Here is a 14638-nt window from a genome sequence, read left to right on the forward strand (position 1 = left end):
GATTCGGTAACTCGTCGACTCGTTGATATGCGGCGCGCGGGAATCTCCGGAGGATCTGCCTCAGGACCTGACATAGAGGACACGTCCGAACGAGGCGCACTCGCATGTCAGACTGTGGAAACCGCACCGATGACCGAATCGAACCTTGGAGACATAGTGGGTGGACCTGCTCGCGACGCGTTGCGCGCGATCGCCGAACTGCTCGCCCCTGACAGCGCTGTTGTCATCGACCGGGTGACGCTCGCGATCGAGTATCCGGAACGGTATGTCGAAGTACAGAACGAGCTGTACTCACAGACGCTCGAGAAGCCGMACCCGGAATTGGCGTGGTTTGCTCTCGTCGACGCGTTGCACGACCGAAAACTCCTGGTCTGGGTGGACTGGAACGAGGACGCTGCCGAGGTTCTCGGTCAGCTACGAGCGCTCGAGTCGGCGCCGGCAGGATCGTGGGAGTGGGCGCAGAGTCTTGCCATGGCCTTCGATCGAGCTGCCGGACTCGAATCGCTTCTCGCTCGAGTCGGCGACAACATCACCGAGACGGGCGTTTCACTTGCCTGGCTCGACAGCGACAGCGATACGTTTCTCATCGCGCTCGTCCCGAGTGTTCACGGTGCAACACTCGTCGAACTCGCGCTGGCAGCCGGGCACTGCGTGCGCGTGTTCTAGAGTCTCAGCGTTTGCCGAGCAGGCGGCGCAATCCTTCGATTCGATCGCTCAGTCTGGGCGGCGTGCGCTCGGGATCCATCAGTGCATTTTCAGCGAGCACGTGGTCTTCGCCGTCGACTGTATTCCGGTCGAATTCGCGCAGACTGCGAGCGTCGGAGGTCGAGAGAGCGCGAACCGTCGACAACAGTGACTGCTCACCCAACGCGTCGTCGACTTCTTCCTCGGTGACGTCGAGGTGCTCGCTGAGTAGCCGGCGCCTCAATCCGATGATCGAGGCGCGCAACTCGACATCTGCGTCGTCGTCGGATTCGACGGCGATGTCGCACTCGGTGTCGAAGCCCATCGAACGGTTGTTGAGGTTCGACGACCCGATTCGCAGGAGGCGATCGTCCATCACGAGGACCTTGGCATGCACGTAAATTGGTGCACCGGAAGAGGTCACGGGATAGAACGCACCGAACCGGTCGTGGATATCGGCCGACCACAGCAAATGCAGCAGGTCGTGGCGTGCCCCGTCCATCGCCTTTTGTTCGAGCCATCCATCGGCATTGCGCGGAATGACCAGAACGATCTCCGGCCCGTCGGCCTCACGTAGACGCGCGGCAATCGCCTCGGCCAGCGTGCGTGAGGCGAGGTACTGGCTTTCGATGTACAGCGTGTGTTCTGCCCCGGCGATGGCCGCGAGATAGAGCGCCTCGATCTCGCGTACCTCTGTGCGTTCGCCGAGTTCCGGCAGCGTTCTGGCGATGGCCACGTCGACGACGCGCAAGGTAGGAGCCAAATTGACCGGCCACGGCGTCGCCGTGCTCTGGACCGGTGGGAGGTCCTCTCCGGTTGCGGATTTCCAGCGTGCCCGCGCTAATTCGCCGATGGCCGCGGCAGCATTGCCGTCGACCGCCGTGGTTGCGTCATGCCAAGGGCCGTAACGTCTTCCGCTCGGTGTGATCCGGTAGTCGTTGCGGTCGACGTGATCCGAGGTGTCCCAGCGGTCCACCGTCATGTCGATGCCGCCGCAGAACGCCAGAGCGTCGTCGATGACGATGATTTTCTGATGGTGCGCCGCACCCACGGGATGGGCGCCGTCGATCTCGAACCGCAGGCGCTCGTCGGTCAGCCAGTTGGACACGAAGACGGGAGTCATGCCGCGCCCAATTGCGGTGAACGCGCCGATGTTCCATTTGAGTACGAGGATTTCGAGGTCGGGTTTCTCGCGGACCAGCCAGCGGAGGAACATTCCCAATCGGTTGGGGCCGTCGAGCGTCTGCTTGCCTGGTTCGAGTTTGATGCGCGTGTCGAAGTCCCAGCCGATCAACATGATTCGCTTTTCCGCTTGCAGCATTGCGGACTTCGCATGATGAAAGTAGTCAGCGGCGTCGACGATGCAGGCAAGATTGTCCGCCGGTTCGATGCGCCAGCAGGTTTCGCCCGGAATCAGTATTCTGTTCATTCGCCGATTCCCAGGTACGCGGTCAGTTCGCGCGCCGCCGCTTGGCCGGCGCGGTTGGCTCCGATCGTCGACGACGACGGTCCGTATCCCACCAGGTGTACGCGAGGGTCGGCTTCGACCTGCGTGGCGAGGCGCCCGGTCATCGGGATTCCGCCACCCGGTCCGCGCAGGTGCAACGGCGCCAGGTGATCGAGTGAGCTACGAAAACCGGTGCACCACAAGATGACATCGGCGTCGACGACGGTACCGTCGGCCCACTTCACGCCGTTCGGAAGGATTTCGGAGAACATCGGCAGACGATTCATCACACCGCGCTCTCGCGCTGCCTGGATGGCAGGCGTCACGGGGAGGCCGGTCACCGAGACAACGGATCCCGGTGGCAGGCCGCGTCGTACACGATCTTCGACCATGGCAACCGCAGCGCGGCCGATGTCCGGCGTGAACGGCTCGTCGCGGAACTCGGGTTCGCGCCGCGTCACCCAGGTAGTGGTCGTGACGCGTGAGATCTCGTCGAGCAGTTGGACGGCCGAGATACCGCCGCCGACCACCACAACATGTTTGCCTTCGAACTCCGCAGCGGTTCGATAGTCCTTCGTATGGAGTTGTCGGCCACGGAAGGACTCGGCCCCGCGATAGTGGGGGATGAAGGGGCGCTCCCAGGTTCCCGTCGCGTTGATCAAGCCTCGCGCCGCGAACACTCCCTGGTCGGTTTCGATTCGCAGTCGCTCTTCCCTCGGACACACCACCCGTGTGTGTACCGGGCGGTGGACGGGAAGTTCGAATTGCTTTTCGTACAGTTCGAAGTAATGGGGGACCGCCACCGATGCAGGCACTTGTTCGGCGTCTGTACCGGTGGTTTCCGCGAAGGACATTCCCGGGAGGTCGTGCACACCGTTGACGGTGCTCAGTGTCAGGCTCGGCCATCGGAACTGCCACGCTCCGCCCGGACCGGACGCATGATCGAGCACCACGAACCCCGATTCGGGTTCGATTCCGAACTTGCGCAGGTAGTACGCGGCGGAGAGTCCGGCCTGTCCCGCACCGATCACCACCACGTCAACCGGGTGTGGTTGCTGTGCGGCAAGGTCGTCTGTACTCATCGGTAATCTAACCTCCTGATGTACAGAACTTAGCTGCAGAGAAGTATGCGGACGGTAGCGGCGCCTCGGAACTCCCGTGTGTCGAGCCTTCCAGAAACGAAAGTGAGCGGACATGATCGGGTTCTCCCGTGACGGCAACGTCGTGACCATCGAGTTGCAGCGTCACGAGCGTCGTAATGCGCTCAGCGCCGAACTCTGCATCGCAATACGGGACGCGATGAACGCGGCAGTCGCCGAGCATGCGCACGTTGTCGTCATCACCGGTGAGGGATCGGCGTTCTGTGCAGGCGCGGACCTGTCCGGCGACGTCTACATGGAGGGCTTCACCGACCGCTTGTTCGAAATGCTCCGGTCGATCGACACGGCGCCCATCCCCGTCATTGCCGCTGTCAACGGTCCGGCCATCGGCGCCGGTACCCAGTTGGCCATCGCGTCGGATCTGCGCGTCGTGGCACCGACCGCTCGCTTCGGAATCCCCGCGGCCACCCTCGGAGTCTCGGTGGACAAGTGGACCATGCGTCGGCTCGCGTCGCTGGTCGGCGGCGGTCCGGCGCGTACCATTCTGCTCGGCATCGAACAGATCGGCGCCGAGGAAGCTTTCACGCGCGGTCTCGCCAACAAGCTCGGAACCCTCGACGACGCTCAGGAATGGGCGCACCGCATCGCCAATCTCGCACCGCTGTCGTTGCGGCACATGAAGATGGTTCTCAACGACGACGGCACCATGGAGGAACAGTCTCCCGAGCAACTCGACGCCCTCCACGCCGCCTGGCTCAGCGAGGACGTCCAGGAAGCCCGCGCCGCCCGCATCGAGAACCGCCCTCCCGTATTCAAGGGAAAGTAAAGCTCGTTGCAGGGAAAACAGGCACCAGGCACGCGGGACAGATAGTGGCTACGCTCGTCTGAATGAAGAAGACGACGGTTCTCGGAGTTGCGGCTGTTGCCGCGGCGACAGGGTGGGTGGCGCGAGCCGCATGGGGAATCCCGACGCAGATCGGGGCGTCGCGAAACACAGTGCAACCGTATGCGGCGATGTCCCCGCGATACCGGGACCGCCAGTTCCACAACTCGGAGCCCAGCAGCACTCTGGTTCCGGGCACCGATGCCGGGATGTTCAAGTCGATGGCTACACGGGGGTCGACGGGTCGGCCGCGTCAGCCGATTCCGTTGGCAACTCCGCTGGCGCCGTCGGTAGCGGGTGACGCGGCCGTGACGTGGTACGGCCATTCGAGTGTTCTCGTCGAGGTCGACGGTTACCGCGTTCTCGCCGATCCGGTGTGGAGCGAACGCGTATCACCCTCGGCCACAGTAGGTCCCGCACGTATGCATCCCACTCCCGTGGCCTTGGCTGATCTACCGACGGTAGATGCGATAGTCATCTCGCATGATCATTACGACCACCTCGACATGGCGACGGTCAAGATTCTGACTCGCACCCAGACCGCTCCGTTTGTCGTTCCGATCGGTATCGGGGCTCACCTGCGGCACTGGAAGGTGCCCGAGAACCGGATCGTGGAATTGGACTGGGACGAGTCGACAAAAATCGACGACCTGGTCCTCACGTGCACCGAGGCTCGTCACTTCTCCGGTCGTGGCCTCGTCCGGAACACGACGCAGTGGGCGTCGTGGGTATTCGCCGGTCCGAAGCACCGGGTGTTCTTCGGCGGAGACAGCGGATACACATCACGTTTCGAACAGTTGGGTGAAACCTATGGGCCTTTCGATCTGACGCTTCTCCCCGTGGGCGCGTACGACGTGCGCTGGCCGGACATTCACATGAATCCGGAAGAGGCAGTGCAGACACACATCGACCTCAACAAGGGCGACGGATCGCGCGGTGTCTTCGTACCGATCCACTGGGCGACCTTCAACCTCGCGTTTCACTCGTGGTCGGAGCCGATCATTCGCCTCAGCGAGTCGGCCGCAGAGGCGGGCACAACAGTGTCGGTCCCGATGCCTGGCGGCAGGATCGACGCGTTGTCACCGACACCGCCGTCGAAGTGGTGGATACCGCTGGGCTGACTGCGGCCCTTGCTCGAAAGTCACCCGGGATCTTCCTCAATCCAGTCGGATTCCGAACCAACCCCCACGTTGGTACTGCAGTTGATGTGTCACGTGTTCACTGGTGAGGTCGGGATCGGGTTGTCGTTTCGGTTCCCATAGTTGTGTGACACTTTCGGATGCGGATGCGATGCCTTCTCCGTCGAGGGTGACAACCTTCTCGTCCATTCCCAGCTGAGGCCATGCAGTTGCGACATCGATCGGCCCGGCAGGCGGTATCGGAGCCAGCAAATACTCACCGCGCACTGAGCCCGAGCGGCTTTCAGCCGTGCGTAACTCAAGCAGCGAGCCTCGCGTTCTTTGCGCGGTGGTCACCGATGATCCGTCCGCGAAACCGAGGCCGAGGAGTAGCGGCGCGCTGAAATGTGTGAACGTGGGACGCCCGTCGTAAGTGCCGAGACTCAGCGAGAGTGCCGGATCCTCGTAGCGGGCATCAATCGCGAACATCATCCCGAACGAGTAGACCCGAATCGCCGACAACCAGACAACCACGTTGTCGGTCCGGTTGAGGTCGAGAGAAATCGGCAGGTCGACGGGCCGTTCGCACCGAAGCGCCTCGTCGAGACCGTTGTAGACGTATTTCATACCGTTCCTCGATGGACTTCTCTGCTCGTTCCGACCAGCATCGCAGAACCGCGGCCCACGGGTGTGATCTTCGTGTAGCCGTCATTGCCACACGAGTCCGACCCTGATTAGTTGCTCCGGGTGCGTAATCTTTGACCATGGCTCACGAGCACACCAGTTCAGAAGAGACAGCAGTGGCGGTAGCGCCTGAGCGATTGCCGGACGACGTCGACGTCGCCCGCGGTCTGACCGCCGATCAGGTTGCAGCAAGGATCGCGTCGGGACAAACCAACGATGTACCGGACCGGGCGTCCCGCTCGGTCAAGGACATCATTCGCGGCAACGTCTTCACTCGCATCAACGCGATCCTGACCGTGTTGTTGGTGATCGTGCTCGCGACGGGTTCGATCATCGACGGCATGTTCGGGTTGTTGATCATCGCGAACAGCGGTATCGGCATCATCCAGGAGATCCGCGCCAAGCGCACGCTCGACGCTCTGGCCATCGTGAGTCAGGCCAAGCCCATGGTCAGGCGTGACGGCGTCGCCGTGGCAATGGCGCCCAAAGATGTTGTGCTCGATGACATTATCGAACTCGGATCCGGTGACCAGATAGTCGTCGACGGTGAGGTGGTCAGTTCTGCCGCACTCGAGGTCGACGAATCGCTGCTCACCGGTGAGGCTGATCCGGTTCACAAGGCGAGCGGCCAGCAAGTGCTGTCGGGCAGTTTCGTTGCCGCAGGTAGCGGCGCGTACCGCGCCACCAAGGTCGGTGGAGATGCATACGCGGCCAAGCTGGCCGAAGAGGCGAGCAAGTTCACCCTCGTGCATTCGGAACTGCGCAGCGGTATCGACAAGATCCTGAAATTCATCACCTATCTGATGATTCCGGCGGGAGCGCTGATCATCTTCAATCAGCTCTTCACGATCGGCTTGCCGATCCGACCCGCCCTCAACGGCATGGTGGCAGCGCTGGTTCCGATGGTTCCCGAAGGCCTTGTGCTCATGACGTCCATTGCTTTTGCGGTCGGGGTCATCCGATTGGGCAAGCGCCAGTGTCTCGTTCAGGAGTTGCCGGCGATCGAAGGCTTGGCCCGTGTCGACGTGGTGTGCGCGGACAAGACCGGAACGCTGACCGAGAACGGCATGCGTCTGTCCGAGGTCGATGTCGCACCGGGTGGATCAGGGGAGTCTGCAGTCAAGTCCGCGTTGAGCGCGATGGCCGCGTCCGACCCTCGCCCCAACGCGAGCGTTCTGGCGATTCGCGAGTCTCTCTCCGACGATTCCGGTTGGGGCGAAGCCACCGCGCTCGCGCCGTTCTCCTCGGCGAAGAAGTGGAGTGGCCAGTCGTACGGCAGTCACGGCAACTGGGTGCTCGGCGCCCCGGACGTGCTGCTCGATCCCGACTCGGAGATGGCCCGCAAGGCAGAAGAAGTGGGTTCGAGCGGGCTTCGTGTCCTCATGCTCGGCAGCAGCAACCTTCCCGTCGACGACGCCGACGCGCCGGGCACAGTCACCCCTGAGGCTCTGGTCGTACTCGAGCAGAAGGTGCGTCCGGACGCGCAGGAGACGTTGGAGTACTTCGCCAGCCAGAAGGTCGCGGTCAAGGTCATTTCCGGCGACAACGCGGTTTCCGTCGGTGCCGTTGCCGGTTCCCTCGGGCTCGAGGGTGGTGACCGTCCCATCGACGCGCGGGATCTTCCCAGCGATCAGGAAAAGCTGGCAGACACTCTCGACGGAGCAACGACGTTCGGTCGAGTACGACCGGATCAGAAGCGGGAAATGGTCGCTGCCTTGCAGTCTCGCGGACATACCGTCGCGATGACCGGTGACGGCGTCAACGACGTGCTCGCCCTCAAGGACGCCGACATCGGAGTCTCGATGGGTTCGGGCAGCCCGGCTACCCGAGCCGTGGCCCAGATCGTGCTGCTGGACAACAAGTTCGCGACGCTCCCGTACGTCGTCGCGGAAGGCCGCCGAGTGATCGGCAACATCGAGCGTGTGTCGAATCTGTTCCTGACCAAGACCGTCTACTCGGTGGTGCTTGCGTTCCTGATCGGTATCACCGGCGTCCTGTCCCAGGTCTTCGACTTCGAACCGCTGCCGTACCCGTTCCTGCCCCGCCACGTCACGATCGCGGCGTGGTTCACGATCGGTATCCCGGCCTTCATCTTGTCTCTCGCCCCCAACAACGAGCGCGCCCGAACCGGTTTCGTCTCCCGCGTGATGCGTCTGGCGTTGCCGTCGGGCCTGATCATCGGCATCACCACGTTCATCTCCTACGTGTTGGCTTACCAAGGCCCCGACCAGACGGAGACCCAGAAGATCCAGGCCGGAACCAGTGCACTCATCACGTTGATCATGATCGCCGTGTGGGTCCTGGCCGTCGTTGCTCGGCCGTACGTGTGGTGGAAGCTCGTTCTGATCGGCGGTTCGGTTGCCGGGTACCTCATCCTGTTCGCGCTGCCGTTCACTCGTGAGTTCTTCAAGCTTGATCCGAGCAACGTCGCTGCGACGACGCTCGCGATCACCCTCGGCGCTATCGGCGTTGTGCTCGTGGAACTCTCGTGGTGGATCAGCGCACGCCTGCACGGGGAGAAGCGGAAGATTTTCGCGACGCCCGACGACCTGCCCGGCGAGCATCACCACGCCCACGGTGAGTAAGTAGTTTCAGCGCCTGAACATCTGCACCCAGGCAATGCGATCGCCGCCGCGCTTCTTGGCCCGGTACATCGCATTGTCTGCGTGCTCGATCAGTTCGTTGACAGCCCGATCCGGTAAGTCCGTCTCGGGACAGAGGTAGACGCTGACGCCGGTACTGGCGGATACGGGATAGGGATCGGAGTCGGACGAGACCGCCGAATGTATCTCGGTGGCGACCTGTTCGATATCTCCTCGGTCGACTCCGCGCAGGACGACGAACTCGTCGCCGCCGATTCGCGCCACCACTGCCTCGGGCCCGGCGGCAGCGATGAGGCGGTCAGCGACAGCGGTCAACGCGTCGTCACCTGCTACGTGACCGTGCGTGTCGTTGAGGATTTTGAACGAGTCGACGTCGATGAGCAGTGCGATCAGAGCCTGCGTTCGATCACTGCGCAGCAGATGCTGTGCCTCGTCCTGGAGTCCGCGGCGATTGAGTGTCGCGGTGAGGTAGTCCCGGTGAGCGTTTCGTGCGTCGTCGGTCAGGCGCAGCCAGACGATCTGCAGAATCCACGCGGTGGAGAAAACCACACCGGCAACCATCAGATAGAGATTCACGACCACCCAGTCGTCGTTGACCGGCTCGGACATCGCCATGGCAGCGAGCGTCGTGCAGACAGCAAGAGCCCAGCCGATGTGGGTCACGGCAACACGCGGACTGTGAACTATCGCCGTGTAGAAGCCGATCATGATGAACAGGACGCAACCCAGCGTTCCGACGAACGCTGTGCGAACCGCGAAGAAGAGCGTGACGGCGAGCCAGAGGTCGGCCCAGACGACAAAGGCCACGGATTGGCGCCAGGTGGGCCACGATTCGTTTCGCACCCAACGGCAACCGGCATAGACCCCGCTGATGGTCCCGACTGCGAGGATGGACCGTGCAAGGGCGGAATCGGAACCGAAGCGGCTCAACTGCATGGTCGCCGCGATCAGCGCGAAGAGAAAACACCACACCGCGACTAATTTGCGTCCGGGAACGGTCAGCCCGCGAGTGTCGAGGAATCGGGGGAGCCAGGTGTAATCGGTGCGATCCGACCACCACCGGGACAGCAGTTCACGCGTGGGGTGGGGGTCGCTCCCCGTCCCGCGCAGTCCTGCATTCAATCCGGGCACCTGTCGATGTCGATGGGTGATCAATCAGCTATTGGCGGGTTAACGCTACCTCGAGTTGCGCGCGGCTCGAACGCACGGACCTGCTTTCTGGCGTAGAGGCCGTCGACCTGTGAGAATCGAAGGGCGCGGAGGAACGATTCCGCCGAAGGATGTGCGTCAGCACCGGGAGAGGACACGGACATGGGTTTCTTGGACAACGTCAAGGGATTGGTCGAAAAGGGCCAGGAGCTCGCAGCGGAGAACTCCGACAAGGTTCACGACGCGATCGACAAGGTCGCCGACATCGCCGACGACAAGACCGGCAACAAGTACGGCGATCAGATCGACAAGGCAGCCGAGGCCGCCAAGAAGGCTGTTCCCGAAAAGCAGTAAAACCGGATTCGGCCATACCGTTGCTCAGGGGCCCGTAACCGAAAAGGTTGCGGGCTTCTGTGCGTCCGCTGGGTGAACTCCCAGGGTCRGCGGGCAGAATGAACGCGTGAACTTCACCTGGATTCTGCTGGTTGTCATTGCCGCCATCGCAGTTACCGGGCTGTCCAATCGACGAAACCTGCAGGCCCCGCTGGTCCTGGTGACCGTGGGCTCGGTCGCCTCCTTCATCCCCGGTATGCCGCGGCCCGAACTGGACCCCCACGTCATTCTCGGTGTGGTCCTGCCGCCGCTTCTCTACTCGGCCGCTCTCAAGTTCTCGGTCGCGACCTTCAAACGCAACCTTGCGCCCATTCTGCGTCTCGGCGTCGGAATGGTGCTGGTGACGGCGTTCGTGGTTGCCTTCTTCGCCGAATGGATGGTTCCCGAGTTCACTATCGGCGCCGCCCTCGTGCTTGGAGCTGTGATCGCGCCGACCGATGCCGTCAGCGCGGTGGCGGTCGGTCAGAAACTCGGGCTCCCGAAACGAGTCATCGCCATCCTCACGGGCGAAGGGCTCGTCAACGACGCGACCGCGCTGACCCTCTTCACCGTCGCGGTCGCTGCCGTGACCGGAACGCGAATTGCGACGGATTCGCCCCTGTTGTTCTTCGCGTACGAAGTAATCGGCGGCGTTGTCGTCGGCTTGGTGCTCGCGTTTGTCGTCAAGTTCGTTCGCGCCCGCATGTACGACTCTCCACTCGAAACCGGCTTGGGGCTGGTCCTTCCGTTCGCTGCCTACCTGGCCGCTGAAGAACTACACGCGTCCGGTGTTCTGGCCGTCGTGGTTGCTGGTCTGGTGATCGGACACTATTCGACGGACGCGTCGATCATGACCAGGCTGCAGGAGCGCTCGGTGTGGTCGAGCCTGGACACGCTCCTCGAGATGTTCGTCTTCGCGTACATGGGGCTGCAACTGAGCTTCGTGATCGACGATGTTGTCGCCGACGGGCTTCCGGTGCTTCACGTGTTCGCGTACGGTCTGGCAGTCCTGGCCGTGGTCATCGTGATTCGGCCGGTGTGGCTGTTCCTGAGCTACTCCCGTGTGCGATTCGGTGTAACCCTGCGCCGTGATCGCGAGAATCAACTGACGTGGAAACAGAATCTGGTGGTCTCGTGGGCGGGAATGCGCGGTGTCGTCACTCTTGCTGCGGCCGGCGGTATCCCGTTCGCGCTCTCGTCCGGCGAGCCGTTCCCCGGACGCGGCGTCATTCAGGCGATCGCGTTCATCGTCGCGGTCGGGACACTGCTCATCCAGGGATCGACCTTGCCGTTCCTCATTCGTCGTCTCGACGTCGCGGATCCCTATGAACAATTGCGTACCCAGGAACAGATGGAGTTGGCACGCAACATTTCTCGCAAGGCCGGTGAGAAGGCGTTGGCCGACGCGGCCGCGCACCCTCCATCCGGGATCGATGGAAAGGAATTGCAGGCAATCGTCGAGCGCGTACGCCGCTCGATGCAGGCGAGGCTTCAACTCCAAGAGGTCGACGAGGACGCCGATCGCGAGGCCGCCCTGTGGAATGCGGGAGCGCTCTTCGACAAATTCCGGCATCAATCCCTTCGCTCGCAGCGAGTCGCACTGATCGCCGCGCGCGACGACGGAGATCTCGACGACGAGGTATTGCGTACCGTATTGGAAGGACTCGACATCGAAGAGGCCGCAGCCGAGGAACGTGTCAGGCGTCGCCGAGCAGGCAGCGCGGGCAAATAGAGGGGAACACTGCGTATGACGGTTCGGAGTTCGAGGGTTCGCGCAGGCTGGGGAGTCGTGGTGGCGAGCGCGCTCCTCGTGAGCGTCGGCTGCGGATCGGATGCCTCGCCAGATGTCTCTGTCACCGACAACGCAACCACGACTACCCCGCCGGTCGAGAGCAGCGCGCAACGCGGCGTCGTGTTCGACAGTGAACCCTTCACCAGCACAGCCGAAGTGGCGGCGTCCGGAGCGAGCGCGGTGAAAATCCTGTACGGCTCCACCTCCGGTATCGACGGCCGGGAGACCCAGGTATCGGGAACCGTGTTCACACCGCCTGGAACGCCGCCGGAGGGCGGTTGGCCGATCGTCTCCATCGGCCATGGCACGACGGGTATTTCGGACGACTGTGCGCCGTCGACCTCGCCGACCCTCTTCGGCACGATCGGCCTGGTCGCGCCGTTCCTCGGCTCGGGATACGTGGTCGCTGTATCCGACTTCGAGGGCCTCGGCACTCCGGACCCGCATCCTTACCTGCAACCGGACACCGCGGCGTTCAACGTCATCGACGCGGTTCGAGCGGCGCGCAACGTCGTTCCGGACACCTCGACTCGGTGGGCAACTCTGGGGCTTTCCCAAGGCGGGCAGGCTTCCTGGGCAGCGGCCGAGGAAGCCGACACCTACGGCGACGGACTGGAATTCGTCGGTGCAGCAAACCTGTCCCCGGCAGCGGACATCTCGCCGATCATCTCGAGTGATTCCGAGGTCAATCTGTCACTGCCTCAGCAACTGCTGCTGCCCTATGTACTCGAAGGGCTGTCCCTCACCCATCCGGAGCTCGAACGAACCGACTACGTGCGCGGCGCATTCGAGCAGAACTACGACCTGCTCACCTCGTGCCTGACCTCTCGCGCGACGGAGAAGTTGGGTCTTGTCGGAAAGGTGACGCCCGCCGACACCCGGCCAGCTACCGCCGAGGACGCGGACCGAATTCACGCGTGGCTCAGCGACGTTGCTCTCCCACGTCAACGCGCGAGCGGTCCGATGTACGTAGTCGTCGGTACCAATGACAACCTCATCCGTCCGGAATGGACCGAGGCGGCCGTCGAACGTGCCTGCGCCGAGGGTGACGTCATCGAATTCCAGGCGCGACCGGGCGAAGGTCACGCGGACGGCGCCGCTGTGCCGGGAGCTGTTGCGTGGGTGAAGGATCGATTCGCAGGTGTTCCGGCACCGAATACCTGCGGGTCGTGAATCGATGACAGCGTCGGCACGAATCCGCGCTCTGGCACTGGCATTGCCAGAGGCAACCGAGCGGGTCAGCCACGGTGAATCGTCGTTTTTCGTGCGCAAAGCGCCGCAGTTCGTCACCATGGCAGATCACCACCACGACGATCGCCTCGCGATCTGGGCCGCGGCCCCACCTGGGGCGCAGGCAGATTGGGTCAGTCGCGATCCGACGAGGTTCTTCGTCCCCCCGTACGTGGGTGGCCGGGGATGGATCGGTGTGTACCTCGACGTTCCGAGTGCCGACGAGACCGAGGACGAGAAATTCTGGAACGACGTAGCCGACGTCGTCGAAGATGCGTACCGCACGGTGGCCCCGAAAACACTGATCCGGAAACTGGACGAGGATTCGCGTTGAGTCCGGCCGTGGTCGCGCTTCTCAGCGTGCTGATTCTCGCAGTGGCCGGGGCACTGACAGCGGTGTGGATGCGCACCAGACGTGAGGTGACCACCCCGACCGAGCGTGCCGTCCATGCCGCGCTCCATACGGCTTCACTTGCCGCGCGGCCACTTCGGCGTGGACTCGACAAGAATTCGGCCGCCGAGGCGGCGCCTCACCTACGCGAGCTGACCGGCGGTTCCGGTCTGGGCCTCGCAGACGCGTCGGGAAATCTGCTGGCGTGGGACGGCCGTCACGAAGCGTTGTCCGATCAATTCCACGACGCCGCCATTCGCGCGATCGAAGGCGAACGCCGGGTGCTCGTCACCCACTCGGACCTGGTGCGCGGACCGAGCGATCACCATGTGCGAGCGCTGATCGCTCAGCCCCTGCTGATCGAGGACATCGGCGTGGTCGGCGTGCTGGGAATCGTCACCAGCGAAGACCCGTGGCCTGGAATGCTCGGAGCGGTCACCGAGGTGGCTCGATACGCCTGCAGCCAGATCGAACTCGCCGACCTCGACGCGTCCAGAGCCCTGTTGGATCGAGCCGAAGTGCGTGCCCTCCGCGCGCAGATCAGTCCCCATTTCATCTACAACGCGCTCAACACGGTCGCGTCGTTCGTCCGAACCGACCCGGCGCGGGCCAGAGAACTGATCCTCGAGTTCGCGGACTTCACCCGGTACTCGTTCCGATCTGCGGGTGAGTTCACCCTGCTTGCCGACGAGCTACGCAACATCGATCGTTACCTGACCCTCGAACGCGCGCGATTCGGGGAGGCGCTGAACGTCCGCCTTCAGATCGCACCCGAAGTGCTCAACGTGGTTCTTCCCTTCCTGGCTCTCCAGCCGCTGGTCGAGAACGCGGTTCGTCACGGCATTTCGAGTAAGCCGGAGGGCGGGACCGTGAGCATCGTGGCCGCGGACGAGGGACCTGACTGCATCATCAGCGTCGAGGACGACGGTGTGGGGATGGACCCTGAACTACTGCGTTCCGGCTCACTTGACGCCATCGAGTCGGGATCGGGACGACCCAGCGCACGCGAAGCTGCTCACGTCGGTTTGGCCAACGTCGACGACAGACTTCGTGCCGCGTTCGGCAACGACTACGGACTCGTGGTGGAGACAGCGCCGGGTGCCGGTACGAAGGTCAGCATGCGTGTTCCCAAGTTCAAGCAGGGTATTCACGTCTGATTCTCGCCTTCGATGATCAGGCTGAAAC

The 14638-nt window shown here is 63.1% G+C and carries 13 protein-coding genes; 9 read left to right on the top strand and 4 right to left on the bottom strand.

Translation table 11 applies throughout. From position 1 onward, the window contains the following. Nucleotides 1-129: 129 nt before the first annotated feature. On the top strand, nucleotides 130-666 hold the full coding sequence (locus AC1DWA_RS13400; protein ID WP_477916709.1) for a DUF6630 family protein: 537 nt from the start codon (nucleotides 130-132) through the stop codon (nucleotides 664-666). Between the two features lie 4 nt (nucleotides 667-670). Here the strand turns inward: AC1DWA_RS13400 and AC1DWA_RS13405 are convergent, their stop codons facing one another. After that, nucleotides 671-2113, bottom strand: a complete 1443-nt coding sequence (locus AC1DWA_RS13405; RefSeq protein WP_060938182.1) for a phospholipase D-like domain-containing protein — start codon at nucleotides 2111-2113, stop codon at nucleotides 671-673. Continuing rightward, entirely contained in the window at nucleotides 2110-3213 is a 1104-nt protein-coding gene (locus tag AC1DWA_RS13410; protein WP_046379033.1) for an NAD(P)-binding domain-containing protein, read from the bottom strand. Before AC1DWA_RS13410 ends, AC1DWA_RS13405 begins: the two co-directional genes overlap by 4 nt. 112 nt (nucleotides 3214-3325) lie before the next feature. Between AC1DWA_RS13410 and AC1DWA_RS13415 the strand changes: the two genes are divergently transcribed. Then, on the top strand, nucleotides 3326-4057 hold the full coding sequence (locus tag AC1DWA_RS13415; protein WP_019744845.1) for an enoyl-CoA hydratase: 732 nt from the start codon (nucleotides 3326-3328) through the stop codon (nucleotides 4055-4057). 62 nt (nucleotides 4058-4119) lie between these two features. Continuing rightward, on the top strand, nucleotides 4120-5235 hold the full coding sequence (locus AC1DWA_RS13420; protein WP_046379032.1) for an MBL fold metallo-hydrolase: 1116 nt from the start codon (nucleotides 4120-4122) through the stop codon (nucleotides 5233-5235). A 36-nt stretch (nucleotides 5236-5271) separates the two neighbouring features. Here AC1DWA_RS13420 and AC1DWA_RS13425 read toward each other — a convergent pair whose 3' ends face one another. Then, entirely contained in the window at nucleotides 5272-5859 is a 588-nt protein-coding gene (locus tag AC1DWA_RS13425; protein ID WP_070795841.1) for a hypothetical protein, read from the bottom strand. A gap of 137 nt (nucleotides 5860-5996) precedes the next feature. Between AC1DWA_RS13425 and AC1DWA_RS13430 the strand changes: the two genes are divergently transcribed. Continuing rightward, entirely contained in the window at nucleotides 5997-8501 is a 2505-nt protein-coding gene (locus AC1DWA_RS13430; RefSeq protein WP_477846256.1) for an HAD-IC family P-type ATPase, read from the top strand. Between the two features lie 6 nt (nucleotides 8502-8507). Here the strand turns inward: AC1DWA_RS13430 and AC1DWA_RS13435 are convergent, their stop codons facing one another. Next, nucleotides 8508-9650, bottom strand: coding sequence for a GGDEF domain-containing protein (locus tag AC1DWA_RS13435; RefSeq protein WP_046379031.1), 1143 nt, complete (start codon nucleotides 9648-9650; stop codon nucleotides 8508-8510). A 180-nt stretch (nucleotides 9651-9830) separates the two neighbouring features. On the opposite strand from AC1DWA_RS13435, the gene AC1DWA_RS13440 reads away from it, so the two are divergent. The 5 genes from AC1DWA_RS13440 (at nucleotide 9831) to AC1DWA_RS13460 (ending at nucleotide 14610) form a co-directional block, all read left to right on the top strand. Further along, a complete protein-coding gene (locus tag AC1DWA_RS13440; RefSeq protein ID WP_003940164.1) occupies nucleotides 9831-10022 on the top strand; it encodes an antitoxin in 192 nt (63 codons plus the stop codon). A gap of 106 nt (nucleotides 10023-10128) precedes the next feature. Next, nucleotides 10129-11772 carry a Na+/H+ antiporter gene (locus AC1DWA_RS13445; RefSeq protein ID WP_019744841.1) on the top strand — a complete coding sequence of 548 codons (1644 nt, stop codon included), beginning with the start codon at nucleotides 10129-10131 and terminating at the stop codon, nucleotides 11770-11772. A 15-nt stretch (nucleotides 11773-11787) separates the two neighbouring features. Then, nucleotides 11788-13005, top strand: a complete 1218-nt coding sequence (locus tag AC1DWA_RS13450) for a lipase family protein (RefSeq protein ID WP_046379030.1) — start codon at nucleotides 11788-11790, stop codon at nucleotides 13003-13005. A gap of 4 nt (nucleotides 13006-13009) precedes the next feature. Next, nucleotides 13010-13396, top strand: a complete 387-nt coding sequence (locus AC1DWA_RS13455) for an MmcQ/YjbR family DNA-binding protein (RefSeq protein ID WP_019744839.1) — start codon at nucleotides 13010-13012, stop codon at nucleotides 13394-13396. Next, on the top strand, nucleotides 13393-14610 hold the full coding sequence (locus AC1DWA_RS13460; RefSeq protein ID WP_019744838.1) for a sensor histidine kinase: 1218 nt from the start codon (nucleotides 13393-13395) through the stop codon (nucleotides 14608-14610). The genes AC1DWA_RS13455 and AC1DWA_RS13460 overlap by 4 nt, the downstream gene beginning before the upstream one ends. The last annotated feature ends 28 nt before the right edge of the window (nucleotides 14611-14638 follow it).

The sequence above is a fragment of the Rhodococcus sp. P4_F3_2 genome (assembly GCF_056401335.1).